The sequence below is a fragment of the Knoellia sp. B-D-2 genome, assembly GCF_057714695.1.
The window spans coordinates 2,716,613-2,741,108 of the sequence record NZ_CM173189.1 but is presented as its reverse complement, the minus strand read 5'-3'; the positions used below and the strand labels follow the sequence as shown (position 1 = coordinate 2,741,108).

23 protein-coding genes are annotated in these 24,496 nt (G+C 71.5%); 8 read left to right on the top strand and 15 right to left on the bottom strand.

Annotated features, from left to right (window positions below; translation table 11 throughout):
* Nucleotides 1–3: 3 nt before the first annotated feature.
* From AC3EU2_RS12975 to AC3EU2_RS12950, 6 genes are all read right to left on the bottom strand, one after another.
* Nucleotides 4–1,371 carry a TadA family conjugal transfer-associated ATPase gene (locus AC3EU2_RS12975; RefSeq protein ID WP_488176716.1) on the bottom strand — a complete coding sequence of 456 codons (1,368 nt, stop codon included), beginning with the start codon at nt 1,369–1,371 and terminating at the stop codon, nt 4–6.
* Entirely contained in the window at nt 1,368–2,531 is a 1,164-nt protein-coding gene (locus AC3EU2_RS12970; RefSeq protein WP_488176715.1) for a CpaE/TadZ family protein, read from the bottom strand. The genes AC3EU2_RS12975 and AC3EU2_RS12970 overlap by 4 nt, the downstream gene beginning before the upstream one ends.
* The gene (gene cpaB / locus AC3EU2_RS12965; protein WP_488176714.1) at nt 2,531–3,358 is read right to left on the bottom strand and encodes a Flp pilus assembly protein CpaB; all 828 of its coding nucleotides are present in this window, start codon (nt 3,356–3,358) and stop codon (nt 2,531–2,533) included. Before cpaB ends, AC3EU2_RS12970 begins: the two co-directional genes overlap by 1 nt.
* 32 nt (nt 3,359–3,390) lie before the next feature.
* Nucleotides 3,391–4,662 carry a pilus assembly protein TadG-related protein gene (locus AC3EU2_RS12960; protein WP_488176713.1) on the bottom strand — a complete coding sequence of 424 codons (1,272 nt, stop codon included), beginning with the start codon at nt 4,660–4,662 and terminating at the stop codon, nt 3,391–3,393.
* Nucleotides 4,659–5,066 carry a TadE/TadG family type IV pilus assembly protein gene (locus AC3EU2_RS12955; protein WP_488176712.1) on the bottom strand — a complete coding sequence of 136 codons (408 nt, stop codon included), beginning with the start codon at nt 5,064–5,066 and terminating at the stop codon, nt 4,659–4,661. Before AC3EU2_RS12955 ends, AC3EU2_RS12960 begins: the two co-directional genes overlap by 4 nt.
* A 110-nt stretch (nt 5,067–5,176) precedes the next feature.
* Nucleotides 5,177–5,347, bottom strand: a complete 171-nt coding sequence (locus AC3EU2_RS12950; protein WP_488176711.1) for a Flp family type IVb pilin — start codon at nt 5,345–5,347, stop codon at nt 5,177–5,179.
* A 520-nt stretch (nt 5,348–5,867) separates the two neighbouring features.
* Between AC3EU2_RS12950 and AC3EU2_RS12945 the strand changes: the two genes are divergently transcribed.
* Nucleotides 5,868–6,488: a methyltransferase family protein gene (locus AC3EU2_RS12945; protein WP_488176710.1), complete on the top strand. Its 621-nt coding sequence runs from the start codon at nt 5,868–5,870 to the stop codon at nt 6,486–6,488.
* A gap of 104 nt (nt 6,489–6,592) precedes the next feature.
* Here the strand turns inward: AC3EU2_RS12945 and ahcY are convergent, their stop codons facing one another.
* Entirely contained in the window at nt 6,593–8,029 is a 1,437-nt protein-coding gene (ahcY, locus tag AC3EU2_RS12940; RefSeq protein WP_488176709.1) for an adenosylhomocysteinase, read from the bottom strand.
* Nucleotides 8,030–8,197: 168 nt separating this feature from the next.
* On the opposite strand from ahcY, the gene AC3EU2_RS12935 reads away from it, so the two are divergent.
* Entirely contained in the window at nt 8,198–8,374 is a 177-nt protein-coding gene (locus AC3EU2_RS12935) for a hypothetical protein (RefSeq protein ID WP_488176708.1), read from the top strand.
* A gap of 42 nt (nt 8,375–8,416) precedes the next feature.
* On the opposite strand, the gene AC3EU2_RS12930 is transcribed toward AC3EU2_RS12935, so the two are convergent.
* Complete coding sequence (locus tag AC3EU2_RS12930; protein WP_488176707.1) at nt 8,417–9,376, bottom strand: S1C family serine protease; 960 nt, start codon at nt 9,374–9,376, stop codon at nt 8,417–8,419.
* Nucleotides 9,377–9,547: 171 nt separating this feature from the next.
* Between AC3EU2_RS12930 and AC3EU2_RS12925 the strand changes: the two genes are divergently transcribed.
* The 3 genes from AC3EU2_RS12925 to AC3EU2_RS12915 all read left to right on the top strand — a co-directional run bounded on the left by AC3EU2_RS12925 (nt 9,548) and on the right by AC3EU2_RS12915 (nt 11,821).
* Entirely contained in the window at nt 9,548–10,552 is a 1,005-nt protein-coding gene (locus AC3EU2_RS12925) for a DUF808 domain-containing protein (RefSeq protein ID WP_488176706.1), read from the top strand.
* Nucleotides 10,553–10,557: 5 nt separating this feature from the next.
* The gene (locus tag AC3EU2_RS12920; RefSeq protein WP_488176705.1) at nt 10,558–11,097 is read left to right on the top strand and encodes a YbaK/EbsC family protein; all 540 of its coding nucleotides are present in this window, start codon (nt 10,558–10,560) and stop codon (nt 11,095–11,097) included.
* 103 nt (nt 11,098–11,200) lie between these two features.
* On the top strand, nt 11,201–11,821 hold the full coding sequence (locus AC3EU2_RS12915; RefSeq protein ID WP_488176704.1) for a pyridoxamine 5'-phosphate oxidase family protein: 621 nt from the start codon (nt 11,201–11,203) through the stop codon (nt 11,819–11,821).
* Between the two features lie 27 nt (nt 11,822–11,848).
* Here the strand turns inward: AC3EU2_RS12915 and AC3EU2_RS12910 are convergent, their stop codons facing one another.
* Genes AC3EU2_RS12910 through AC3EU2_RS12900 form a run of 3 tightly spaced genes read right to left on the bottom strand, consistent with a single transcriptional unit; the run spans nt 11,849 to nt 14,689 of the window.
* Nucleotides 11,849–13,036 carry an SIS domain-containing protein gene (locus AC3EU2_RS12910; protein ID WP_488176703.1) on the bottom strand — a complete coding sequence of 396 codons (1,188 nt, stop codon included), beginning with the start codon at nt 13,034–13,036 and terminating at the stop codon, nt 11,849–11,851.
* A 19-nt stretch (nt 13,037–13,055) separates the two neighbouring features.
* Entirely contained in the window at nt 13,056–13,241 is a 186-nt protein-coding gene (locus AC3EU2_RS12905) for a Trm112 family protein (protein WP_035937822.1), read from the bottom strand.
* Nucleotides 13,241–14,689 carry a phosphomannomutase/phosphoglucomutase gene (locus tag AC3EU2_RS12900; protein ID WP_488176702.1) on the bottom strand — a complete coding sequence of 483 codons (1,449 nt, stop codon included), beginning with the start codon at nt 14,687–14,689 and terminating at the stop codon, nt 13,241–13,243. The genes AC3EU2_RS12905 and AC3EU2_RS12900 overlap by 1 nt, the downstream gene beginning before the upstream one ends.
* An 84-nt stretch (nt 14,690–14,773) precedes the next feature.
* On the opposite strand from AC3EU2_RS12900, the gene AC3EU2_RS12895 reads away from it, so the two are divergent.
* Entirely contained in the window at nt 14,774–17,137 is a 2,364-nt protein-coding gene (locus AC3EU2_RS12895) for an ATP-binding cassette domain-containing protein (protein ID WP_488176701.1), read from the top strand.
* A 522-nt stretch (nt 17,138–17,659) separates the two neighbouring features.
* On the opposite strand, the gene AC3EU2_RS12890 is transcribed toward AC3EU2_RS12895, so the two are convergent.
* Entirely contained in the window at nt 17,660–18,040 is a 381-nt protein-coding gene (locus AC3EU2_RS12890) for a DUF3499 domain-containing protein (protein ID WP_488176700.1), read from the bottom strand.
* A 159-nt stretch (nt 18,041–18,199) separates the two neighbouring features.
* Here AC3EU2_RS12890 and AC3EU2_RS12885 point away from each other — a divergent pair, with 159 nt between their 5' ends.
* Nucleotides 18,200–18,526, top strand: coding sequence for a metallopeptidase family protein (locus tag AC3EU2_RS12885; RefSeq protein ID WP_488176699.1), 327 nt, complete (start codon nt 18,200–18,202; stop codon nt 18,524–18,526).
* 12 nt (nt 18,527–18,538) lie between these two features.
* Here the strand turns inward: AC3EU2_RS12885 and AC3EU2_RS12880 are convergent, their stop codons facing one another.
* From AC3EU2_RS12880 to AC3EU2_RS12870, 3 genes are read right to left on the bottom strand one after another with little or no spacing between them, the layout of a single operon-like run.
* On the bottom strand, nt 18,539–20,005 hold the full coding sequence (locus tag AC3EU2_RS12880; RefSeq protein WP_488176698.1) for a DUF5719 family protein: 1,467 nt from the start codon (nt 20,003–20,005) through the stop codon (nt 18,539–18,541).
* Nucleotides 20,002–23,043, bottom strand: coding sequence for a glycosyltransferase (locus tag AC3EU2_RS12875; protein WP_488176697.1), 3,042 nt, complete (start codon nt 23,041–23,043; stop codon nt 20,002–20,004). Before AC3EU2_RS12875 ends, AC3EU2_RS12880 begins: the two co-directional genes overlap by 4 nt.
* A 19-nt stretch (nt 23,044–23,062) precedes the next feature.
* Nucleotides 23,063–23,326 (bottom strand): WhiB family transcriptional regulator, encoded by a 264-nt coding sequence (locus tag AC3EU2_RS12870; protein ID WP_488176696.1) that lies wholly within the window; start codon nt 23,324–23,326, stop codon nt 23,063–23,065.
* Between the two features lie 200 nt (nt 23,327–23,526).
* Here AC3EU2_RS12870 and cofD point away from each other — a divergent pair, with 200 nt between their 5' ends.
* A complete protein-coding gene (cofD, locus tag AC3EU2_RS12865; RefSeq protein ID WP_488176695.1) occupies nt 23,527–24,495 on the top strand; it encodes a 2-phospho-L-lactate transferase in 969 nt (322 codons plus the stop codon).
* The last annotated feature ends 1 nt before the right edge of the window (nt 24,496 follow it).

Here is a 24,496-nt window from a genome sequence, read left to right as displayed (position 1 = left end):
GCTTCATGGCAGGGGGGGCGCGAAGAGCGGGATCGGCAGCTCCACGCCGAGATCGTTCAGCTCTTGGGTGAACCTCGGCCTGATCCCCGTGCTGCGCAGCTCGCCGAGGAACCGGCCGGTGTGGTCCCGACCCGCGCCGTAGTCGAAGGTGAAGAGGTCCTGGAGCGTGATGATGTCACCCTCCATCCCCACCACCTCGGTGATCTGCGTGATGCGGCGCGACCCGTCCTTGAGGCGAGCCTGCTGGATGATGAGGTCCACGGCACCCGAGACCTGCTCGCGGATCGCCCGGATCGGCAGCTCGATGCCGGCCATTAGGACCATGGTCTCGAGCCGGGACAACGAGTCGCGAGCGCTGTTGGCGTGAACCGTCGTGATCGAGCCGTCATGGCCGGTGTTCATGGCCTGCAGCATGTCGAGGGCCGCGCCGTCCCGGACCTCTCCGACGACGATCCGGTCGGGGCGCATCCGCAACGCGTTGCGCACGAGGTCACGGATGGTCACCAGTCCGGTGCCCTCGATGTTCGCGGGACGGGACTCCAGGCGCAGCACGTGCTGCTGCCGCAGCTGGAGCTCCGCCGCGTCCTCGATGGTGACGATGCGCTCGTCGTCGGGCAGGAAGGACGAGATGACATTGAGGGTCGTCGTCTTGCCCGAGCCGGTGCCCCCGGAGATGATGATGTTGCGACGTCCTCGGACACAGGCGAAGAGGAAGTCCCGCACCGGTGGCGTGAAGGTCCCGAAGGACACGAGGTCCTTGTCGGTGAACGGGTCCGGCGAGAACTTGCGAATGGTCAGGATGGCGCCATCGAGGGCGATGGGCGCGACCACGGCGTTGACGCGTGAGCCATCGGGCAACCGGGCGTCGACCAGTGGACTGGCCTCGTCGACGCGCCGTCCGATCCGTCCGACGATCTTGTCGATGATCCGCCGCAGGTGGGTCTCGTCACCGAACCGGGCGGTGGTCGGGTAGATCTTCCCTGCCCGCTCGATGAAGATGCTGTCGGGTCCGTTGACCATGATCTCGGTCACCTCGGGGTCGCGCAGCAGCGGCTCGAGTGGTCCGTGACCGAGGATCTCGTCGGAGACCTCCTGGGCGATCTGCGTCCTGTCGGCCAGCGACAGCGGCGTGTGCTCGGCGTCGATGACCTCCTGGAGGGTCTGGCGCACCTGGCCCGCGAGCACCGACTCCTTGAGGTGGGGGTCGTACAGCTGAGGGCCCAGAGCGTCCATCAGCCCCTGGTGCACCCGCTCCTTGACCGCCACCAGGGGGCTGGCCCCACGGCGGCGCTCGACGGTCGACCCCGAGGACGCACCGATCGGGTCCTGGGCGCGCCGTGCGCTGTCGAGGCGGTCTGCCAGGGTGCTCACCGGCTTCTCCTGCTGAAGAGGCTGCGGCGCTGGGGTTCCTCGACCGGCCCGCCGAAGCGGGCCCGGATGTGGGTGTCGGCGATCTCGCGCAGGGCCACGCTGACGGGGTCGCGCGGCGACTCCAGCACCAGTGGCACGCCGCGGTTGACCGACGCCGGGACGCTCGTGCTCGCCGGGATGCTCACCGCGATGGGAGCGCCAATGGCCTGCACGACGTCCTCGAGGTCGAGGCCCACCTTGACGTCCGCACGGTTGAGCACGATGACGCGAGCCTCCCGGGGACTGCCGAGGGCGTCGAGCGTGTCGAGGGCGAGCTTGAGGTTCTTCACCGCGGGGATGTCGAGCGTGGCGATGAGGATGAGCAGGCTGCTCAGGTCACAGGCAGCGAGCACGTGCTCGGTGAAGGAGGGCGGGGTGTCGACGATGACGAACTCGTATGACCCTGCAGCCACGCGTAAGAGCTCGGTGACGACCTGGGCGCTGATGCGGTCCGCCAGTGACGGGTCGATCGGCGCGGCCACGACGTCGAGCCCGCTCGGCTCGTGCCGAGTGACCAGCTGCGCGAGACCCTCGGCGTCGAGGTTCCCGCCCATGGCCACCGCGTCGTGCACCGAGCTCGTGGGCATGAGCTGCATGCTGATGCCCACGTCGCCGAACGAGAGGTCGAGGTCGACGAGCAGCGTGCGCAGGCCGCTGAGCGCCAGGTGGGTGGCGAGGTTCGTCGACAACGTCGTCTTGCCGACCCCACCCTTGGCCGAGAAGACGGTGACGATGCGACCCTGGGTCGACGTCGCGCCGTGGTGGCCCGCGAGCTTCGCGGTGAGGTCGCGGCTGCGGCGCACCGCGTCGGACAGCGCGGGCGCGTCGTCCGAGGCGATGACCTCACGGAAGCCGCTGCGCAGTGCCTGGCTCATCGTCGTGACGTCGAGGCGGTGACGCAGCAGGATGAACCCGATCTCGGGCCGGTCGGCCCGGACCGACTCGACGAGGCGCGAGGCCTCATCCAGGTCGACCAGGGGCCCGATGACGACGAGGTCGGCGTGCTGGTCCTCGTCGAGCGCTCGGTGCACGAGCGGCGCGGACGCGAGGAGGTGGACCCGACCCAGGGCGAACTGGTAGCGGTCCTCCGCCCCGGCCTCGTTCGCCCAGAGAATGGTCATCAGGGAGCCCCGTGGTAGCGGAAGTCGTCGGTGGTGAGCTTGGGGTCCACGGTGGTGTCTGATCCCTCGAGTCCGAAGTAGATGTGCTTCGCCGGGTTGTTCTGGGACTCGCCGTGCTGGATCGCGTGGACGAGCTTCAACGACTCGGCGGGGGTCACGGCCACGGTGACGAGGTAGCTCTGCACCGGAGTGGCCGTCGTCGTCGCGGTGCCTCCCTGAGCGTCCTCGGCGGACGTCGGCGAGACCGTCGCACCGGACAGGCTGGAGGTGCCGATGCCGATGACCTGGACCTTGGTGAGCAGCACGGACGTCCCCTTGATCTTCAGCTCGTTGTACTGCTTCGTCGCCTCGTCGGTCCCGAGCTTCTCCAGGTCGTACGTGTCGTAGAGGGTGATGGTGCTGCCCGGTGTGACGAAGGCCCCGACCCGGTTGGGGTCCTCGAGACTGACCGAGATGGCCACCTTCCCGGCCGGGACGCCGATCGCCTTCTGCCCGATCCGCTCGCTCCCGAAGGCCGCGTCGAGCACCACTTGACCGGGGGCGATGTCCGCGACGGCGACCAGCCCACTGTTGTCACCGTGCACCTCCGCGAGGGCGCCCGCGGGCTTGGCCTTGGCCGCGACTTGCGTGCGCCTGAGGAGCCCGCCGCGCTCGGCGTCCTTGAGCGTGGTGCCCGACGGCACGAGCTGCTCGGCCACGAAGACCGTCTGGGGCTGCTGGCCCCGGAGCGCCCGGTCGTCCGCACCGCGTGCGTAGAGCAGGACGAGCGACGCGCCGACGAGCGCGAGCACGACTGCGGCGATGAGGGCGAGAACGCGACGACCCATGAACTGATGGCCTTTCGGGAGCGGAGAGTGGCTCAGCCGGCGGCGATGACGGCCGAGAGGCCGAAGCCGGGGTGGGAGGCGGTGGGCGGCACCACGGTGCCGGCGGGGTTGTTGAGCACGCCCTGGACGAACCAGCCCGAGATGCACCGGACCGAGCCCGAACAGGGGACCGCTCCCGTGACCCGGCTCGGTCGCGTCTCGCCACCGGTGATGCGGTAACCACTGAGATAGAAGCGGGCGATCCCAGCCAGGTGATACGTCGCGTTGGACCCGTGGCCCGAGCTGCAGTCGGTCGCCGGTGTCACGGCTCCTGACCCGTTGTTGACGATGCAGTCGAACACCGGGAGGTCCATGACCGGTCCGTTGTCCCGAAGGCTGGCGATCGCCGGCCTGCACGGGTTGGGTGCCGAACTCCCCGTGTCGACGAAGGCCCAGTAGTCGACCCCGTTGGTCGTCGTGGTCGACACGGTGCAGGGGGACGTCGTCGCGAGGTATCCGAAGCCACCCGGCGCGTCACCGCCGCTCGGCCCCGCCGGACACTCCCCGTCCGCCGGGTTGTGGAGCGTGATGACGATCTCGCGTCCGGGGGTGTTGGGCGTCGTCGGACCCAGCGGCCACGCGGACTGGCCCGCTCCGCCGTACCCCGGCCACGCTCCTGCCGGCGCGGGGTGGTAGATGGTCCCACCGTTGGAGAACTTGTTCCACTCACACGTGGAGATGGCGATCGGGGCGGTGAACGTCCCGGACGTGGGTATGCCCCAGGCCGCGCGGGAGCAGGACAGGACGTCGCTCGTGTCCGGTCCCGTCGTGTTGACCCTGGTGAACGGGTTGGGGATGCTGGCGGCGCCACCGTCGTTGGCCCGGACCCGCACCTCCACATAGGGCAGCGGGCCGACTCCCGACGGCAGCGGTGGGCACTCACGCAGCACGACATCCTGCGGCGTCGTCGGGGACGGCACCGGAGTCGGGCATTCTGGCAAGTTCGTGACCGCACCCGCCGGCAAGTTGCGCCTGCACTGGCGCTCGATGGCGTGGGTTCGAGTGCCGTTGTTGACCGTGTTGGCACCGACCAGCGCCGGGAGGCTGTCGGCGTCCACGGTGCAGTTCGAGCTGGCACAGCTCTGGGCGAGCGCGAGGGCGGCGGCGTCCGCGGCGTTCTGGGTCTGGCGCCGCTCCCAGAACACCTGGCCGGCGTCAACCGACCACGCGAGCAGCCCAGTGACGACGAACAGACCGACGAGAGCCGCGACCAGGGTTGCCACGGCGCCGCGCTCGTCGCGCTGCCGGTGGGGTCGGGGGCTCATCCGCCGCACCGCATCGAGGACGTCGCTCTGGGGATCGGTGTGGGGATCGCCCCGCCCAGCGCGCCGAGCCCCACCCAGGCGAAGCCCACCGTCTCCACCCTGACCGTCGCGGCGGACGTCGGGGTGCGCGGCGTCGGACAGGGCGTCACGACGATCACGCGTGTGCCACCGGGACCCGAAAGGGGGCCCAGACCTGGCATGGAGGCGTCGACCCGCGTCGTCAGGCCGGCGTCGACGATGTTGAGCGACGCCATCCGGGCCCCTTCACGGGCACCGTTGGTGACCATCGCCTGCACGAGGAACATCCGCCCCATGTCGATGAGGCCGAAGAGGACCAGCAGGAGGAGAGGGGTGAGCAGGGCGAACTCGACCATGGTCGCGCCGCGGTCGTCCCGTCGCCTCATGTCGTGCCCCCTGGATGTCATCGTGACGTGCTGTGGTCGTGCAGATGGGCGATCGGCTGCTGGTGGTGGGTCGCCGTCCGCGAAGGCCGTCGACCCACCGTCAGCACTGCTCAGATCGCTGCGGTGATGGTCCCGAACATCGCCGCGATGGCGGTGCCGAGGGGACCGACCGCGGCCATGACGATGACCGCGATGAGCGCGACCATGAGGCCGTACTCGACCATCGTTGCGCCCTTCTCGGAGGTGACGCGGCGACGGAGGCGCAGGAGCGAAGAGGACATGTCGTGACTTCTTTCTGTTGGTGTGGAAGGGGTGACGAGGGAGGACAAGCTCAGAGGGAGCTCCGAAGCCGGTACACGGCAAGGGGACAGCCGTGCCGGAGACCGGTGCCTCCCCGAAGCCGGGCACGGGTGGAACGTCACCAGCACGTCGGGCTCGGTTTGCCCCGTCTGAGGGTGTTGCACTGAGCGCCCGGATTCCCCCGGCTCCCGCGGACCATCGTGGAGGGTAGCGACTCTCGGTAGCCATGGTGCTTACTAGCCATCTTGTACTAGTTCATTTGAGCCATTATCGAGTAGTCATCACATGAACGTATCCGGCCTGACACCGGCGGACCGGGTGCCAGGCGCCCTCCACGCTTCGAATTCGTGCTCAGACTCGTGGCACGACGGAGAGTATGCGGTGTTTGAGCCCAAATCTGCCTCTGAGCAGTGACCCCTTTTGAAGATGACAAGACTGAACTAGGTGACGATATCGCTGAAACCGGGACATCGAGGGCGGTCCGCAGTGATACTGCGGTCCATGCGCCCCACACCTGGGCCGGACCTCGGCCGCGCGATCCTCGTGCCGGTCTGCGCCGGTCTGATCGCCCTCAACGTCGCGAAGCTCCTCGGCGACGACGCACGCTCGAGCGTCGCCACGCTCGGGACCGCGGCTGCCCTGGCCTTCTACGCCGTCCTCGCGGTCATGTACCTCCGGCGCGGGACGGCGTCCCGCACGGACCGACGGCCGGAGGTGTGGATGGTGGCAGGAGCAGCGACGTTCTCGCCCTTCATCATTCCCGTCGTGGCGCCGGGTGGGGCGAACGCGAGCGCGGCAACCGCCGGATCCTTGCTCGTCGTAGGCGGAGTCGCCCTGTCGACGTGGGCGCTGCTCGTCCTCAACACCAACATCAGCGTCGTGCCGCAGGCACGGGAGCTCGCCACCAGCGGGCCGTACCGCGTCTTCCGGCATCCGCTCTACGTCTTCGAGTACCTCGCTTCCATTGGCCTCGCGCTGGTCGCAGGTGGGGGCTGGGCCTGGCTCGTCGTCGGGTTCCTCGGGATGTTCCAGGTGCTGCGCGCCCGGTGGGAGGAGAAACTGCTGCGAGACGAGGTCGCCGGCTACGCGGCCTACGCCCTGCGCACGCCCGGATTCTCGTGAGCAGCCGCTGAGGACAGGCGTCCTCAGCGCCCGGAGACGCAGGTATGCCGTCCGCTCGAGGTGAGCAGACGGCATACCCGGGGTGTGGCTGCGAAAACCTCGGCTCAGTACCGGTAGTGGTCCGACTTGTACGGGCCGGCCACGTCGACGCCGATGTACTCGGCCTGCTCCTTGGTCAGCTCGGTGAGCTCGACCCCGACGGCCTCGAGGTGCAGGCGCGCGACCTTCTCGTCGAGGTGCTTGGGCAGGACGTAGACCTGCTTGTCGTAGTCGTCGTTCTTCGTGAACAGCTCGATCTGGGCGATCGTCTGGTTCGCGAAGGAGTTCGACATGACGAAGCTCGGGTGGCCGGTGGCGTTGCCCAGGTTGAACAGCCGGCCCTCGGACAGCACGATGATGGATGTGCCGCCGGAGAAGGTCCACTCGTGGACCTGGGCCTTGATCTCGGTCTTGGTGATGCCCGGGACCTTGGCGAGGCCGGCGATGTCGATCTCGTTGTCGAAGTGGCCGATGTTGGCCACGATCGCCTTGTTCTTCATCTGCTGCATGTGCTCGGCGGTGATGATGTTGAAGTTGCCGGTCGTCGTGACGTAGATGTCGGCGATGCCGATGACGCTCTCGAGCTTGGCGACCTGGTAGCCCTCCATCGCGGCCTGCAGCGCACAGATCGGGTCGATCTCGGTGACGATGACGCGAGCACCCTGGCCGCGCAGCGCCTCGGCGCAGCCCTTGCCGACGTCGCCGTAGCCGCAGACGACCGCGACCTTGCCGGCGATGAGCACGTCGGTCGCGCGGTTGAGGCCGTCGATGACGGAGTGGCGGCACCCGTACTTGTTGTCGAACTTGCTCTTGGTGACCGAGTCGTTGACGTTGATGGCCGGGAACAGGAGCTCTCCGGCGCGGGCGAGCTCGTAGAGGCGGAGCACGCCCGTGGTGGTCTCCTCGGTGACGCCCTTGATCTCGGCGGCGACGGTGGTCCACTTCTGCGGGTCGGCGGCGAGGGTCTTGCGCACGAGCTCCTTGAAGACACCGACCTCCTCGGAGTCCGCGTCGTCGGTGGGGGGCACCTGACCGGCGGCCTCCCACACGCGACCCTTGTGGACGAGCATCGTGGCGTCACCACCGTCGTCGAGGATCATGTTGGCGCCGTGGCCACCGGGCCAGGTGAGGATCTGCTCGGTGCACTCCCAGTACTCGGTGAGCGTCTCGCCCTTCCAGGCGAAGACGGGGACACCCTGGAGGTCGTCGGCGGAGCCCTGCGGCCCGACGACGACGGCCGCGGCGGCCTCGTCCTGGGTGGAGTAGATGTTGCAGGAGGCCCAGCGGACCTCGGCGCCGAGCGCGGTGAGGGTCTCGATGAGCACGGCGGTCTGCACGGTCATGTGCAGCGAGCCGGCGATGCGGGCGCCCTTGAGCGGCTGGGACGCTCCGAACTCCTCGCGCAGGCTCATGAGGCCGGGCATCTCGTGCTCGGCAAGACGGATCTGGTGACGGCCGGCCTCGGCGAGGCTCAGGTCGGCAACCTTGTAGTCGAAGGACATGCGAAATCTCTTCCCTGTCGAATGTGGTTGTCAGACCCGGCGCAGCCCATCTGGGCGTTCACGAGAACGGGGTATCACCCGCGCCGGCAGCCCCCATCGTACCGACTCGACGCGGTAGACATGACGTGTGCGGGGCCGGCCCGCGCGGGGACGAGCGGAGCGCACGCGATGAGTGAGACCTTCGCCAGCGGCGACAACGGCGACGAGGTGCGGGACGAGGTCCGCCTCGACCTCGACGAGGACAAGCTCGACACGTGGGAGGACGTGCGCGGCGACTACGCCGTGGACCCCGACTCCGAGGTGGCCCGTCCTGCCGTCGTCGAGGGTGAGGACGGCGAGAGCTGAGCACGCAGGTCTGCGATCCGAGCGCGTCCCGGACCCCCGCCCCTACCTGATCGGCGACTCGTCGGGAAGCTCGCTGGGCAGCACGACGGCGTCGACGAGGGCGCCGTTGCGCAGGACGGTGATCTCCATGCGCCTCCCGATCGCGTCGGCGAAGAGGTGCCTCTGCAGCGACTGGGCATCACCGAGCGGCGCGCCGTCGATCGCGAGGACCAGGTCGCCCGCCCGCAGACCGCTCTGGGCGGCCGGGCTCCTCTCCAAGACCTCGACGACGCGCAGCGCGACGCGCTGCCCGTAGTGCTCCGCCTGGGCCGGCATGAGCCGTGCTGGCGTGCTCACCACACCGAGGTAGGCACGCCGCACCCGCCCGTCGTGCATCAGCGTGTAGATGATCCGGTGGGTCGTGGCGTTGATCGGAACCGCCAGGCCGAGGCCCGCTCCGGCGACGGCCGTGTTGATGCCGACGACGCGACCGCGGCTGTCGGCCAGGGCGCCGCCGGAGTTGCCGGGGTTCAGCGCGGCGTCCGTCTGGATGACGTCCTCGATGAGGCGCGCCGAGGTGCGGGTCCGCACCGGCAGGCTGCGCCCGAGCGCGCTCACCACTCCCGCCGTCACCGTCCCGGTGAGTCCGAGCGGGTTGCCGACGGCCACGACGAGGGACCCGACGAGCAGCGCATTCGCATCCCCGTACTCGGGCGGGCTGGGCACCGCTCCGTCAGCCCTGATGACCGCGATGTCGGACAGCGCGTCGCGGCCCACGAGCTCGAAGTGGGCGACCGTGCCGTCGGCGAACTCCGCGTCACCACCGGTGGCGTCGCCGACGACGTGGGCGTTGGTGATGAGGTGGGAGTCCTTCGTGAGGACGACGGCGGAGCCCGCCGTCTCGCCGCGCCGCGACCGGATCCGGAGCGCCGCGACCTTCGGTGTCAGCTGGGCCGCGACGGAGGTGACGATCGCCGAGTAGGCGTCCAGCGCGGCCGACTCCGCGCCCGGGTCAGTGCTCATGGTGTGACAACGGCCGGAAGGCGCGACGGAATTCCTGCCCGGAACGGCACCCGACGGCCCGCCCTCCCATCCGCGCCCGCGCCCTCCTTCGCGTCCGTTCCACCCGCCGGCCCGTGGGTAGGCTGTCCGGGTGCTGCACCTCTTCCCCCTCACAGACCGACAGGTGACCTGATGGCCGGCGGTCTGTTCGCCCTGCTCGACGACATCGCGGTGCTCGCCAAGGCGGCCGCCGCCTCGATCGACGACGTCGCCGCCGCAGCCGGACGCGCCAGCGTCAAGGCCAGCGGTGTCATCGTCGACGACACCGCGGTGACGCCGCAGTACGTCCAGGGCATCGACCCCAAGCGCGAGCTGCCGATCATCAAGAAGATCGCGATCGGGTCCCTGAAGAACAAGCTCCTCTTCATCCTCCCCGCTGCCCTGCTGCTCAGCCAGTTCCTCCCGCAGGCGCTCACGCCGCTGCTCATGATCGGCGGCACCTACCTCTGCTTCGAGGGCGTCGAGAAGATCTGGGAGCGGGTCAGCGGCCACAGCGAGGACGCGGCCGACAAGGCTCACGAGGCCGGGGAGGTCGCCGACGAGGACACCATCACGAGCGGCGCGATCCGCACCGACTTCATCCTCTCGGCCGAGATCATGGTCATCTCGCTCAACGAGGTCAAGGACGAGGGATTCGTCCTTCGCGCGGCGATCCTCGCCGTCGTCGCCATCGCCATCACCGCGCTCGTCTACGGCGTCGTCGCCCTCATCGTCAAGATGGACGACGTCGGCCTCCACCTCGCCGGCAAGTCCGGCACCCAGGCCACGATCGGTCGCGGCCTCGTGGCGGCGATGCCGAAGCTCCTCAGCACGCTCTCCGTCGTCGGCATCGCCGCGATGATCTGGGTCGGCGGGCACATCATCCTCGTCGGGCTCGACGAGCTCAGCCAGTACTGGTCGCCGCTGCACTACCCCTACGAGTGGGTCCACCACGCGGAGGAGGCGGTCCACGAGGCCACCGGGGCCCTCGGCGGCGTCCTCGGCTGGGTCACCAACACCATCGGCTCGGCCATCCTCGGCCTCATCATCGGCGCCGTCGTCGTCGCGATCATGCACGTCGTCCCGCGCAAGGGCGGCCACGGCGAGCCCGAGGGCTCCCACCCCAAGGCGGACGTCCCCAGCGACGAGAAGCATTGACCCGTATGCCGTCCGCCCGCGGATCGCTCGACTGGTCACCTGCGCTCGCACACCCGGACCTCCTCGCGGCCCCGGTCGCCGCCGCTTTGGCGGCGTCCGCGGGCATCGCGGCAGCGCAGGTGGCGCCCATCGACGCGACCCTCGCGGACACGGCAGCGTTCTGTGCGGCATACGACGTCTCGCCGCAGGCGAGCGCCAACTGCGTCATCGTCGCGGGCAAGCGCGCGGGTGAGACGACCCACGCGGCGGTCCTCGTCCTCGCGACGCACCGCGCCGACGTCAACGGGGTCGTGCGACGGCACCTGGGGGTCCGCAAGATCTCGTTCGCCGCGCACGACGACGCGGTCTTGCTCACCGGCATGGAGTTCGGCGGGATCACCCCGGTCGGGCTCCCGGCCGACTGGCCGCTCCTCGTCGACGCCGCCGTCGTCGCCGCCGGTGACGTCGTCATCGGCAGCGGCATCCGCGGCAGCAAGATCCTCGTCAGCGGCGCCGCCCTCGCGGACCTGCCGACCGCCGAGGTCCTCGACCTCGCCCAGCACTGAACCGACGCGTGACGGCGCACTGAGAACGTCGCATACTCGGAAGGTGAGGCACGGTGGGCTCGCCCGGGGTGGTCCGAGGCGCCGGGCCGGAGTAGGAGGAGCCATGGGCTCGGGATACCACGACGGCAGCCGCGGCCTGCAGGACCGCTTCGACACGAGGGCCCTGGCCGACCGCATCGACGGCCTGCTCGTCGACGACACGATCGACGACGGCGACCGCGCGTTCATCGAGGCGTGCGACATGTTCTTCCTCGCGACGGCCGACGCGCAGGGCCGGCCGACCTGCAGCTACAAGGGCGGCGACCCGGGCTTCGTCAGGGTGCTCGACCAGCGCACGGTGGCGTTCCCGAACTACGACGGCAACGGCATGTACCTCTCGACCGGCAACATCCTCGTCAACCCCGCCGTGGGGATGCTCTTCATCGACTTCGTGCGCGGCCACCGGATGCGCCTCGAGGGCGAGGCGAGCATCGACCTGGACGACCCGCTCCTCGGCGAGTGGCCCGAGGCGCAGTTCGTCGTGCGGGTGCACGCGACCAGGGTGTACCCGAACTGTCCGCGCTACATCCACCGCTACGAGCTGATCCGGCGCTCCCGCTTCGTCCCCCACGACGACTGCGCCACGCCCGTGCCGGAGTGGAAGCGCTCGGACTGGGCATTCGACTCCCTGCCCGAGCACGACCCGGCTCGGGACCCGGGCGACCGCGAGGTCCTCGGCCGCTGATGCTGCTGCTCGGCCGGTCCGGCGTGCTCAGCTGGTGCGGTCGCGCAGCTCGGTGACGTGGCGCGACACGGCGGGGTCCAGCCCGAGCCCGAGCGCGAGGTAGGTCGCGGCGTAGTCGGTCATCGCGATGAGCGAGGCCAGCCGCTCGATCGGGTGCCCGGCGAGGGCCTCGACCTCCCAGACCTTGACGCCGGCGTCGCGCGCGGACTCGGCGACCGCCTCGGCGAGGTCGACGGCCGGGAAGCCCGACACCGGGGCGCCGCGCTCGCGGTGAGCCTCCAGGTGGTCGCGGAGGAGGAGCAGGCCCAGCTGCGGCGCGGGCGGACCGTCGAGGAACGGGTCCGCGAAGATGCCGCTGCCCGCCGACCCGTTGCCGGTCGGCTCCCCCGACCTGCCGAACGGCCCGTCGAAGCAGGCGACGACCTGCGAGGCGGCGTCCGGCAGCGCGCCGTGGGTGGTGGGCACCCCCGCGGTGCGCGCGAACATCGCCGCGGTCCGGCTCGCGGCCACCCCGGTGAGGGCCCCGTCGCCGAGGACGACCGGCACCGTCTCGGCCAGTCCGATGGCGAGGATCTTGGCGGGATTGACGAACGACTCCGACGACGGCCGGCACTCCTCGGCGCGCCCGTCGAGGAGGTCGGCGACCCGCTCGAGCACCTGCTCGGAGCACTCGACGAGGCCGAGGCGGTCGGCGGCGAGCAGCACCGGCGTGAGCATCGACCACAGGGCGGCGCGCGACGTGGGGACCGACGCGGCGATGTCGACGTGGACCCCACGACCGCGGGCGCAGACGTCGGCGAGCGGGGAGTCGGGGGCGCCGACGGTGAGCAGCGACGCACCGCGGCGCGCAGCCTCGGCCGCGAGCGCGAGCGGGCCCGCGGCGCGGCCGGACTGGGAGACGGCGATGACGAGGTCGAGCGGCCCGATCCAGCCGGGGAGCGGCGCCTCGCGCCGCGTGGTCAACGGGACCGGTGAGCCGGGCTCGGCGAGCACGTCGAGGACGTCGCAGACGACCGACGAGCCGCCGAGGGAGGCGACGAGCACCGACCGGGGCCGGTCGCCACCGGCGACCCGGTCGATCCCGGCCTCACGTGCGGAGACGATCGCCCGCCGCACCTGGGCGCCCGCGGACGCGAGCGCGCGCAGGGACCCGCGGCTGTCGAGGGCCTCGAGGGACTGGGCGGAGTCGAGGAACGCCTCGTCGAGGTGCGGCACGGTCGTGCGGCGCGGCCGGTCAGACCGGCTTGCGCGCCTCGTCGACGAGCAGCACCGGGACGCCGTCGTCGATCCGGTAGACGAGCCCGCACGTGTCGGAGGTGCAGGCCAGCTCGGGGCCGGTCTCCCCCGTCTCGTCGCGCAGCTCGGAACGGCAGCTGGGGCAGCGCAGGATCTCGCGCAGCCAGGGCTCCATCGTTGACATCAGCTGTCTCCTCTCGCAGTGCGTCGTACAACGCTCAGCACATCGTCGCGGATCGCGGCCATCGTGGCCACATCGGCTGCCTCGACGTTGAGTCGCAGCAGTGGTTCGGTGTTGGAGCCGCGCAGGTTGAGCCACCACATCGGGTCGCCCTCCCCGCCGGCGTGGGTCAGGGTCAGCCCGTCCAGCTCGTCGACCTCGACCTGCTTGTCCCCCGCCCAGGCGCGCACCGCCTCGGTGCTCGCGGCCTGGTCGTCGACGGTCGAGTTGATCTCGCCGGAGGCGGCGTATGCCGCGTAGCCGGCCATGATCTCGCTGAGGCTGCGTGGCTGCTCACCGAGGGCGGCGAGCGTGTGCAGCGCCGCGAGCATTCCCGTGTCGGCGAACCAGAAGTCGCGGAAGTAGTAGTGCGCGCTGTGCTCCCCGCCGAAGACGGCATTGGACCGGGCCATCTCGCCCTTGATGTAGGAGTGCCCGACGCGGGTGCGGACGGCCTTGGCCCCCAGCGCGGCGATGACCTCGGGGACCTGCGCCGAGGTGATGACGTTGTGGACGATCGACACCTCGCTCGCCAGCGTCCCGGTCGCGACCTCGCGGGCGACCTCACGGGTGGCGATGAGCGCCGTGATCGCGCTCGGGCTCACCGGCTCCCCGAGCTCGTCGACGACGAAGCAGCGGTCCGCGTCACCGTCGAACGCGAGCCCGATGTCAGCGCCGTGCTCGAGGACGGCGGCCTGGAGGTCGCGCAGGTTCGCGGGCTCGAGCGGGTTGGCCTCGTGGTTGGGGAAGGTCCCGTCGAGCTCGAAGTAGAGCGGGACCACCGTGAGCGGCAGCGCCGGGAGGCCGGCGCCGGTCTCGAGGACCGCCGGGACCGTGTGTCCGCCCATGCCGTTGCCCGCGTCGACGACCACCGTGAGCGGCCGGATCTGCGAGAGGTCGACGAGGTCGCGCAGGAAGGCGGCGTAGTCGCGCAGCACGTCGCGCTCCTCGCTCGTCCCCAGCTCCGCGTGGCGCTGCTCCGCCGTGCCGTCGAGGAGCTCCTGGGCGAGGTCGCGGACGTCGGCGAGGCCGGACTCCAGCCCGACCGGTGCGGCGCCCGGCCGGCACAGCTTGATGCCGTTGTAGGCCGCGGGGTTGTGGCTCGCGGTGAACATGGCGCCGGCCAGCCCGAGGTGGCCGCTGGCGAAGTAGAGGCCGTCGGTGCTCGCCAAGCCGATGTGGGTGACGTCGACGGCGCGGCTCATGACGCCGGTCCCGAAGGCCCGGGACAGCTCCGGTGACGAGGCGCGCATGTCGTGACCGATGACGCAGCCGCGTCCGCCCTCGCGCAGGACGACGACCTCGGCGAACGCCGCCCCGAGCGCCCACGAGACGTCGACGTCGAGCTGCTCGGGGACCAGGCCGCGGACGTCGTAGGCCTTGACGAAGTCGGAGAGGTGGTGAGGCGGCACGCAGTGACCCTACTAGGAGGCACGATCGTCGGAGCTGGCCGCTAGCGTGGCCTGAGCCCGCCGTCCCACCAGCCTGGAGACCCGATGAGCCCCACGTCGCACCCCGCGGACACCCACGACCTCATCCGCGTCCAGGGCGCCCGCGAGAACAACCTCAAGGACATCAGCCTCGAGCTGCCCAAGCGCCGCCTCACGGTCTTCACCGGCGTCTCCGGGTCGGGCAAGAGCTCGCTCGTCTTCGGCACCATCGCGGCCGAGTCGCAGCGGATGATCAACGAGACCTACAGCGCGTTCGTCCAGGGCTTCATGCCCTCGCTGGCGCGCCCCGAGGTCGACCACCTCGACGGGCTGACAACCGCGATCATCGTCGACCAGGAGCGCATGGGGGCCAACCCGCGCTCGACCGTCGGCACCGCCACCGACGCCAACGCCATGCTCCGCATCCTCTACAGCCGCATCGGCGCGCCCTACGTCGGTCCGCCGACGGCATACAGCTTCAACGTGCCGACCCGGAAGGCGAGCGGCGTCATGACGACCGAGAAGGGCGGCCACACCGAGAAGCGCGTCGCCCAGCAGCAGGTCTACCTCGGTGGCATGTGCCCGCGGTGCGAGGGCATGGGGCACGTCAGCGACATCGACCGAGCGGCGCTCTACGACGACAGCAGGTCGCTGAACGACGGCGCGCTCACCGTCCCCGGCTACTCCATGGACGGCTGGTACGGCCGGCTCTTCGAGGGCATGGGCCTGCCGATGGACACGCCGATCGCGAAGTTCACCGCCAAGCAGCTCGAGACGATGCTCTACGCGCCCCCGACGAAGATCAAGGTCGAGGGCATCAACCTCACCTTCGAGGGCATCATCCCGAGGATCCAGAAGTCGATGCTGTCCAAGGACACCGAGGCGATGCAGCCGCACGTGCGCCGCTTCGTCGAGCGGGCGGTGACGTTCCAGGAGTGTCCCGAGTGCCACGGCACCCGCCTCACCGCCGACGTTCTGAAGTCGAAGATCGGCGGGAAGTCCATCGCCGACCTGTGCGTCATGCAGATCAGCGACCTCGCCGGGTGGGTCCGCGACCTCCGCGAGCCGTCGGTTGCTCCCCTGCTCAAGGGGCTGCAGCACCTGCTCGACTCGTTCACGGAGATCGGGCTCGGTTACCTCTCGCTCGACCGGCCCGCCGGCACCCTGTCGGGCGGTGAGGCACAGCGCACGAAGATGATCCGCCACCTCGGGTCCTCGCTCACCGACGTCACCTACGTCTTCGACGAGCCGACCATCGGGCTCCACCCGCACGACATCGCGCGGATGAACGACCTGCTGCTCCGCCTGCGCGACAAGGGCAACACCGTCCTCGTCGTCGAGCACAAGCCCGAGACGATCGGGATCGCCGACCACGTCGTCGACCTCGGCCCGGGAGCCGGGTCCGGCGGTGGCGAGATCGTCTTCGAGGGGTCCGTCAAGGAGCTCCGCAAGGCGGGCACGCTCACCGGACGCCACCTCGACGACCGCGCCCGGCTCAAGCCCGAGGTGCGGTCGGCCACCGGCACCCTCGAGGTCCGGGGCGCCTCGACCCACAACCTGCGCGACGTCGACGTCGACATCCCGCTCGGCCTCCTCGTGGCCGTGACCGGCGTGGCCGGATCCGGCAAGAGCTCCCTCGTCCACGGCTCCCTCGACGGTCGCGACGGCGTCGTCGTCGTCGACCAGGCCGCGATCAAGGGCTCACGCCGCAGCAACCCGGCGACCTACACCGGCCTGCTCGAGCCGGTCCGCAAGGCGTTCGCCAAGGCCAACGGCGTCAAGCCCGCCCTGTTCAGCTCCAACTCCGAGGGCGCCTGCCAGACGTGCAACGGCGCCGGCGTGATCTTCACCGAGCTGGGCGTCATGGCAACGGTCGAGTCACCCTGCGAGGAGTGCGAGGGGCGGCGGTTCCAGGCGTCGGTGCTCGAGTACACCCTCGGTGGTCGCAACATCGCCGAGGTGCTCGCGATGTCGATGGACGACGCGCTGGCCTTCTTCGCCGAGGGAGAGTCGCGGATCCCGGCCGCCCACACCATCCTCGGCCGCCTCGTCGACGTGGGGCTGGGCTACCTCACCCTGGGGCAGCCGCTCACGACGCTGTCCGGCGGTGAGCGCCAGCGGCTCAAGCTCGCGGTGCAGATGGCCGACAAGGGCGAGGTCTACGTGCTCGACGAGCCGACGACCGGCCTGCACCTCGCCGACGTCGAGAACCTCCTCGGCCTGCTCGACCGGCTCGTCGACGGCGGGAAGTCGGTCATCGTCATCGAGCACCACCAGGCGGTGATGGCGCACGCCGACTGGATCATCGACCTCGGACCCGGTGCCGGGCACGACGGCGGAACGCTCGTCTTCGAGGGGACACCCGCCGACCTCGTCGCCGACCGCTCCACCCTCACCGCCCAACACCTCGCCACCTACATCCAAACCTGACCCACCCAGAACCCGACTGATGGCGCATTCCGACCAGACCGACTCCCCGGCTCGCCCGGCGCCGTCCGGCGCCGGCCGGCCCACCACCGGCCGCCCCGCAGCCCGACTTATTGCGCTTTTCGACCAAGAAATGCTCCCGGCGCCTGACCGCGGAACGGGTCGAAAAGCGCAATAAGTCGTCACCCACCAGCCTCGCCCAGAGACGTCGGCCGCCGACCTCCCCGCCGGACCACCCGACTGCCTCAGAGCGACCAGACCGGCCCGGCCGCACTGGCGCCGCGCGTCCGGCCCAACTGCCCCACTGGCCTTGCGCGGCGCCGGGCCCCACAGCACGACTTGTTGCGCCTTTCGACCAGGGAATGCTCCCGACGCCTGACCGCGGGACGGGTCGAAAAGCGCAATAAGTCGTTCCTCCCCCTGGCCTCCCCAGCCCCACGCTCCCCCGACCTCGCCGAGGCGGTCGCCAGGCCCTCGGCTCTCAGGCTCCAAACCCTCAGCTCTGAGGCCCTCAGGCCGTGCAGGTCAGGCTTCGCCGAGGCCGGGCAGGACGCGGAGGTGGCCGCGGCGCTGCTCGCCCGGCAGCGGCATCGCGCTGGCGACCGCGCTCGCGACCGTGGGCTGCGGCGGGTGGATCTCGCGGATCTCGCGCACTGCCTCGACGACGGCGACGAGGTCGTCGATCTCCGGGGCGGGCTCGTAGCCGTCACCCTCGAGGCGCACGACCTCCCAGCCCTGAGGGACGGTGAGGCGGATCGCGTGCTCGGAGCACAGGTCGTACGAGTGCGGCTCCGCGTAGGTCGCCAGCGGACCGAGGACGGCGGCGCGGTCGGCGTACGCGTAGGTCAACGTCGCGACCGCGAGCTGGGCGCACGCGGTCTTGGTGCACTTCCTGGACGCGTTCACCCGAGGGACTCTAATTCACCGCTCCGACGACCCCGGGTCGGCGCGCCGTAGTCTCGTGCCGTGGCCCCCGTCGACCCCCCGTCCTCCGCGTCTGCGCGCCGGCGCGACCGGCGCGGCCGTGGCCCCCGCGGCCCCTTGGCCTGGCCCGCGGTGCCGGCGATGAGGTCGCGCCGGGAGACGTTCGACGACATCGTCATCGAGGTCGCCGAGCGGGCCCGTGAGTACCTCGGCACCCGATATGCCGGTGTCGAGTTCGCCGTGGAGGAGGTCCCGTCGAGCGACCCCGCGCCGTGGGAGGAGCAGGCCGCCGCCGTCGGCCGGCTCGTCCCCGTCGGCGGCGCCGCGGGTCACCGGATCGTCATCTACCGGCGCCCAGTGGAGACCCGGGCGCGAGATGCCGCCGAGGTGTCCGTCATCGTGCGTGAGGTCGTCGCCGAGCAGGTGGCGGCGCTGCTCAACGTGCCCCCGTCCGAGATCGACCTCTGAGACCGGAGTCGTTCAGGGAACGGGGTACGCCCGGCTGACCTTGGAGATCACCGCGCTCTCGACGAGGGGCGCGGCGGAGAGGTGCCGTACGCCCGCCCCACCGCCGATCGAGGCGACCGCGGACCGCACCTCACCGACACCCGAGCTGCGCTGCACCCAGACCGAGTCCACCGTGCCGATGTCGAACGAGGTTGCCGAGTCCCGCGACAGATCAAGCTCGCGGGTCGTCCACCCGTCGTCCCCTGCGGTCCGCCAGGTGACGGTGACGCCTGCCGGCCCTCCGGTCGCCACGACACTGACCACCCGGTGGGGCTTGTCCGGCGACGACGGATAGGCCGCGCCGAGCAGCCCTCCGCTGGCAGAGGTGGAGGGTGCCCAGAGGAAGTCACCGGGACCGTTGCCGACACGTCCGCTCGACCACAGGGAGGCGACGATCGGGACGTCGGACGTGAGCTCGACGGCATACGTGCCCTGGGCGAGACCGGCGAGCGCGAGCTCACCCGTCGATCGGGCTCCGACCCGGGTCACCCCGCCGCGAAGCGGAACGGGACCGTCGGTACCGATGATCCGCGCGCTGACCACGGCCTGTCGCCGGTCGGGAACGGCGATCCGAATGGAGCCGGACGTGCCGACGACTGCGGCGGGGATGACCTGACGACGGGCAGGCGCGGCCGTGGGTACGGTCGTCTCGGCCCCGACGGGCACTGACCCGTCGAGCCAGATGTCGCTCATCACGGCACGCACCGTCCCGCCGTTGACGCGGACGCGGACGACCGGGGACCTTTCGGTTCCGGTGATGGCGTCGAGGAGGAGGGCGACGCGGCCGCCCGCCGGGACCACGGTCGCACCCGTCGGGGACGGCACCACTCCGCGACGACCGAGAACCGTGAGGTCGACCGTGACCTCGTTGGCACCGGGGTTGGTCAGGACGAGTCGCTCCTGACGGCCCGCTGCGCCGCCGCCACCGATGAGCCACAGGTCCGACCCCGGTGCGGCGCACGGGACCGTGGCGAGCCCGCGCACCTCCGCACGGGCGACCGACCACTCTTGTGTCGCGACCACGCCGGGTGCGAGAGAACCCGCCGCGACGACGTCGCTCGAAGACCCGGGGGCAGTCCGCGCGGTCGTGGTCACACCCCTGACGGTGACCGGCGTGCTGGCCGCGCGTCCGGTCCGCACGGCCAGGGTCCCTTCCCCGCGAGATCTGATGGGCGCGATGACCGCCTCGGGCGCGGCGGCGGCCCCGACGAGGGCGGGGACGTCGATGTCCTCGACGCCCGAAACACCACTCAGCTCGGGCCCGGGGCAGGACAGGTCGGCGGAGGTGACCGGCGCCAAGGTGGGTGCGACGAGCCCGGGGACAGCCGGGACCGCTCCGGCACCGGGGACGGGGGACGTCGTCACGAGGGCGACCAGACCTCCCGCGACGGCAACGGTGAGGGCGAGACGGCCGGGGCCCACCCAGCGCCGGCGGTTCATCGACCCCTCCTGAAGGTGCTCGTCCCGAAGGGAATCGCGAGGAACCCGACGACGAGGACCGCGAGGCCCTGCAGGAGGCGCCACCAGGGGTGCTGCGGCTCGACGTCGATGGTGAGCGCGTGCTCGCCGGCCGTCAGGGCGTAGGTCGGCCGGGGCGCGTCGGCCAGGGCGCGGAGCTCGCGGCCGTCGACCTCGACGGTGGCGTGGTCGGCCCAGCGCGGCGGCGCGGCGACCGTGAGGACGTCGCCGCGTTGCGCCGTGACCGTCGTGCTCGTCGCGCCGTGCTGACCCGTGGTCGCGACAGCGGCGGTGTTCGTGCCCGTGACGATCGTGAGCCGGGATGGTGCCACCGCGCGGTTGGTGGCGGTGCCGACGGCGGCGATGCGCCACATGTCGTAGCCACCGCGGCTCGCGAGCCGGGACAGGCCGCGGGCCGAGTCGAGGGTGCGCGTGACCTCGTCGCCCGCGTCCTGCGCGACGGCGACGAAGCCGACGGCCTGCTGGGCCAGGCGTACCCCGGCGTCCGCGCGGGTGCCGTCGAGCAGACCGCTGACGTCCCCGGCGATGAGGGCGTCGCCGATGAGGGGCTGCGGGAGGATGCGGGCCAGCTCTCCGGTCTCGCGACCGACGATCCGGTATGCCGCACCGCTGGGTCCCGGGGTGACGAAGACCATGCGGTTGGCGAGCTCTCCCCCGGCCTGCTCGACCGCGACGGCAGGCCTCGGGTCGGACCAGGTGCGCAGGCCGTCGTCGAAGCCGAACCAGCCCAGCGCGCCTGCGGACACGGCGGCGACGAGTCCGAGGCCGACCGCCGCTGCGGGGCGGACGCGGCCGGAGAGGGACTGGATGCCGAGGACCGCCGCGGCGATGAGGGCCAGCGCGAGCGGCAGCATGAAGGTGCCGACCCACGGCGTGACGGTGCCGCCCGACGTCGCGGTGGACGCGGCGAGGTCGAGCCGGGGGGCGAGGAGGACACCGGCCAGCGACAGGAGGGCGAGCAGCGCCGCACCGGTCGACACCGAACGCACCCGGCGCTGGCCGAGCAGGCCGGCGAGCCCGGCAGCCACGACGGCCGCTCCGACCCACCACGGGGTGCTGCCTAACCCACCGGGGTGGAGGAGGGCGAGGGCGAGCGGCTCGGTGTCGTTGGACGACCACGCGCTCAGCCCCGGGCCGGTGGCGGCCAGGGCCCAGTCGTCGGCGAGGTCGGCCAGCCAGGGGCCGAGGAGCAGCGGCGCGACGACCGCCGGGACGAGGGCGCGGGCCCGGGCGGCTGCCCCGCAGAACACGGCGACCCCGAGGCAGCAGAGCACGACGAGGGCGAGCAGCGGGGGTGCGAAGGCTCCCAGCACGGCGGCGCCGAGTGCCGTGGCGAAGGCTCCCGTCGCGGTACCGGTCGGGCGGGCAACGAGGACGATCCCGCCCAGCACCACCGGGAGCAGGATGAGGGCGACGAGGGCGCCCAGCCGGCCCTGGGCGACGGAGGCACCGGCCGCGCCCGTGGTGGCCCAGAGGACGGCAGCGACCCCGCGCAGGGCGCGGGAGGTCGTGAGCACGCGGGAGGAGGCGTAGGCCGACAGCGCCGCGAGGGGCAGCGTGAGGACGAGGAGGGCCCCGACGAGCGCGCCGGCGGGCGACGTGACGTCCGACCCGCCGGGGAGCTGCTCGACCAGCCACGTGGGGACGGCGAGCAGCGCGAGCGCCGGGCTGACCGCTCCGTCGCCACCGAGCCCGGTGCCGTGCCATCCGTCGAACGCGGCACTCCACAGGCTGCCCGAGGTCGCGGGGCTCGCGACGAGCTCGCCTCCGGTGACCCCTGATCCGAGGCGGCCGAGGAGGTCGCCGCCGATCTCGCGTCCCGCGGCGACGACCACGGCGAGGACGGCCACGACCGCCAGTGCGGCGGGGTGGGCCAGGACCCGGGACAGCGAGGAGGACTCGTCGTCGCGCGAGCCCTCGTCGGGCAGTCGCGTGGGAGCCACGATGGCCTCGTGCGCGCGGTCGAGCGCGCGCCGCACGACGAGGGAGCCGGGGACGAAGAGGGTGTCGATGTCGCCGTGGCCGAGCTCGCGCGACCCGCGGCCGCGGACTCGGGCGAGCACCCCGGCGACGGGGTTGAGGGCGCCGAGGTCGGCGAACGTCTGCGCGGCGGCGCGTGGCCGCTTGAGGAGGAGCAGGCCGAAGCCGGCCGCCACCGAGCTGACGAGGACCCAGAGCGCGAGGAAGGGCGCCTGCCACGACGGTGCAAGGGTCAGGGCCACCCGGCGGGCGGCGCGGCGTCGCGCCGGTGTCGTGGCGGTCGCCAGCCCGAGGGACGCGACGGAGCGCAGCCGCGCGTCCGGAGCCACGACGACCCGGTGGCCCGCGAGCTGCGCCCGCCAGCCGAGGTCGAGGTCGCCCCCCAGGTCGCCGAAGGACAGCTCCCACCCGAGCTCGCGCAGGACCCGGACCGTCGCGACGAGGCCGGCGAGGGGGACGGCGATGACGTCGCGGCGCAGGTCGTACTGGCCCTGGTCCGGCTCACCGAGCGGCGGGTCCTCGACGACGCGCCCGGTGCGGGTGACAGTGATGCCGACGGAGCGGAGCCGCCCCGGGTCGGAGGCGTCGACGTGCTTGGGTCCGACGACGCCGACGGACGGGCTCCGACGGTGCGCCGCGAGCAGGCGGGTCAGGGCCTGGGGCTCGGGGACGCAGCCGACGGGCAGGACCCAGACGAGGTCGTCGTCGGCGAGGTCGGCGGACCTGACCCAGTGCGTCACCGCCGCGCGATCCGGCATACGGGGGTCGACGCCGACGTGCTCGACGGGGAAGGAGGGGGACGTCGCCGAGGCGACGAGGTCGGCGGCGGAGGCGGACCCGTCGGGCCCGGACCGGTCGAGGACGACGACGCGGTCAGGTCGGGCCGCGGAGGCAGCCAGGGAGTCGAGGAGCGCGCGCAGACCGGAGTGGGTCCCGGACGTGACGACGACGGCCTGGACGACCGGCCCGTTCAGGGGGGCGGGGGCGTCGGGCAGCACGGCGGCAGTCGTCAGCGTCATGGAGTGGTCGCGCGACCGGTCAGACGGCGCGCTTCTTCAGCTTGCGACGCTCCCGCTCGGACAGACCGCCCCAGATGCCGAAGCGCTCATCGTTTGCCAGGGCGTACTCGAGGCACTCCGGGCGCACGTCACAGCCGACGCACACCTTCTTCGCCTCACGGGTGGAGCCGCCCTTCTCGGGGAAGAACGCCTCCGGATCCGTCTGTGCGCACAGGCTGCGCTCCTGCCAGGACAGGACCGTCTCTTCGTCCCCCATGGCGTCGACCAACGTCAACTCGTGCATCGCTGCCTCCTCGACCCTTCTGCGACCCAACTCGTGATCCAGACTTTCTTCCCTCGACCGAGGGGACGTCTGCTGGAACACAATGATGAAATTACACGCGTGTCATACCCATTCGTCAAGCGGAGATCTGCTATCAGTACCGCGGGTGGGTCGCGAACCGGCGTGTCGGGGCGACTCGCCGGTGGGTCAGACTGTCCCGCATGCGAATCACAGCCCTCGCGGGCGGCGTCGGCGGAGCGCGCTTCATCAGGGGGCTGCGGGCCCATCTCGACCGTGTCTCACCGGAGTCCGATATCACCGTCATCGCCAACACCGGCGACGACATCAGCCTCTTCGGGCTGCGCGTGTGCCCCGACGTCGACACGCTGCTCTACACCCTCGGGGGCGGCATCGACGAGGAGCAGGGTTGGGGCCGGGCCGACGAGTCGACGCGGGTTCAGGGCGAGCTCGAGGCCTACGGCGCCCTCCCCCAGTGGTTCACCCTCGGCGACCTCGACCTCGGGACGCACATCGTCCGGTCCCAGTGGCTGGCTCAGGGGCAGACCGCGTCGGAGGTGACCGCCCGCCTCGCCGCGCGGTGGGGCCTGCCGGAGCAGCGGATCACGCTGCTGCCCATGACCGACACCCCGGTCGAGACCCACGTCGTCCTCGACGAGGGTGAGACGCAGCGGGCCGTGCACTTCCAGGAGTGGTGGGTCCGGCTGCGTGCCGCGGTGCCGGCGTCGCGGTTCGTCGTCGCCGGACTGGACCGGGCGGCTGCCGCGCCGGGTGTCCTCGACGCGTTGCGCGATGCCGACGTCATCGTGCTGCCGCCCAGCAACCCGGTCGTGTCGATCGGCATCATCCTTGGCGTTCCCGGCGTCCGCGACGCGCTGCGCGGCTCGAACGCGCCCGTCGTCGGCGTCTCGCCGCTCATCTCCGGACGACCCGTGCGCGGGCACGCCGACGCGTGCCTGTCGGCCATCGGCGTCGACTCGACGAGCGCCGCGGTGGCGGGGCTCTACGCGGACTTCCTCGACGGGTGGCTGGTCGACCCCGCCGACGCGTCGGTGAGGGTCCGTGGCGTCGAGACCGCCGTCCACGGAGGGCCGCTCCTCATGACCGACGTCGACGCGACCGCAGCGATGGCGGCCGACCTCCTCGCCCTCGCCGAGCGCGTCCGACGGTGAC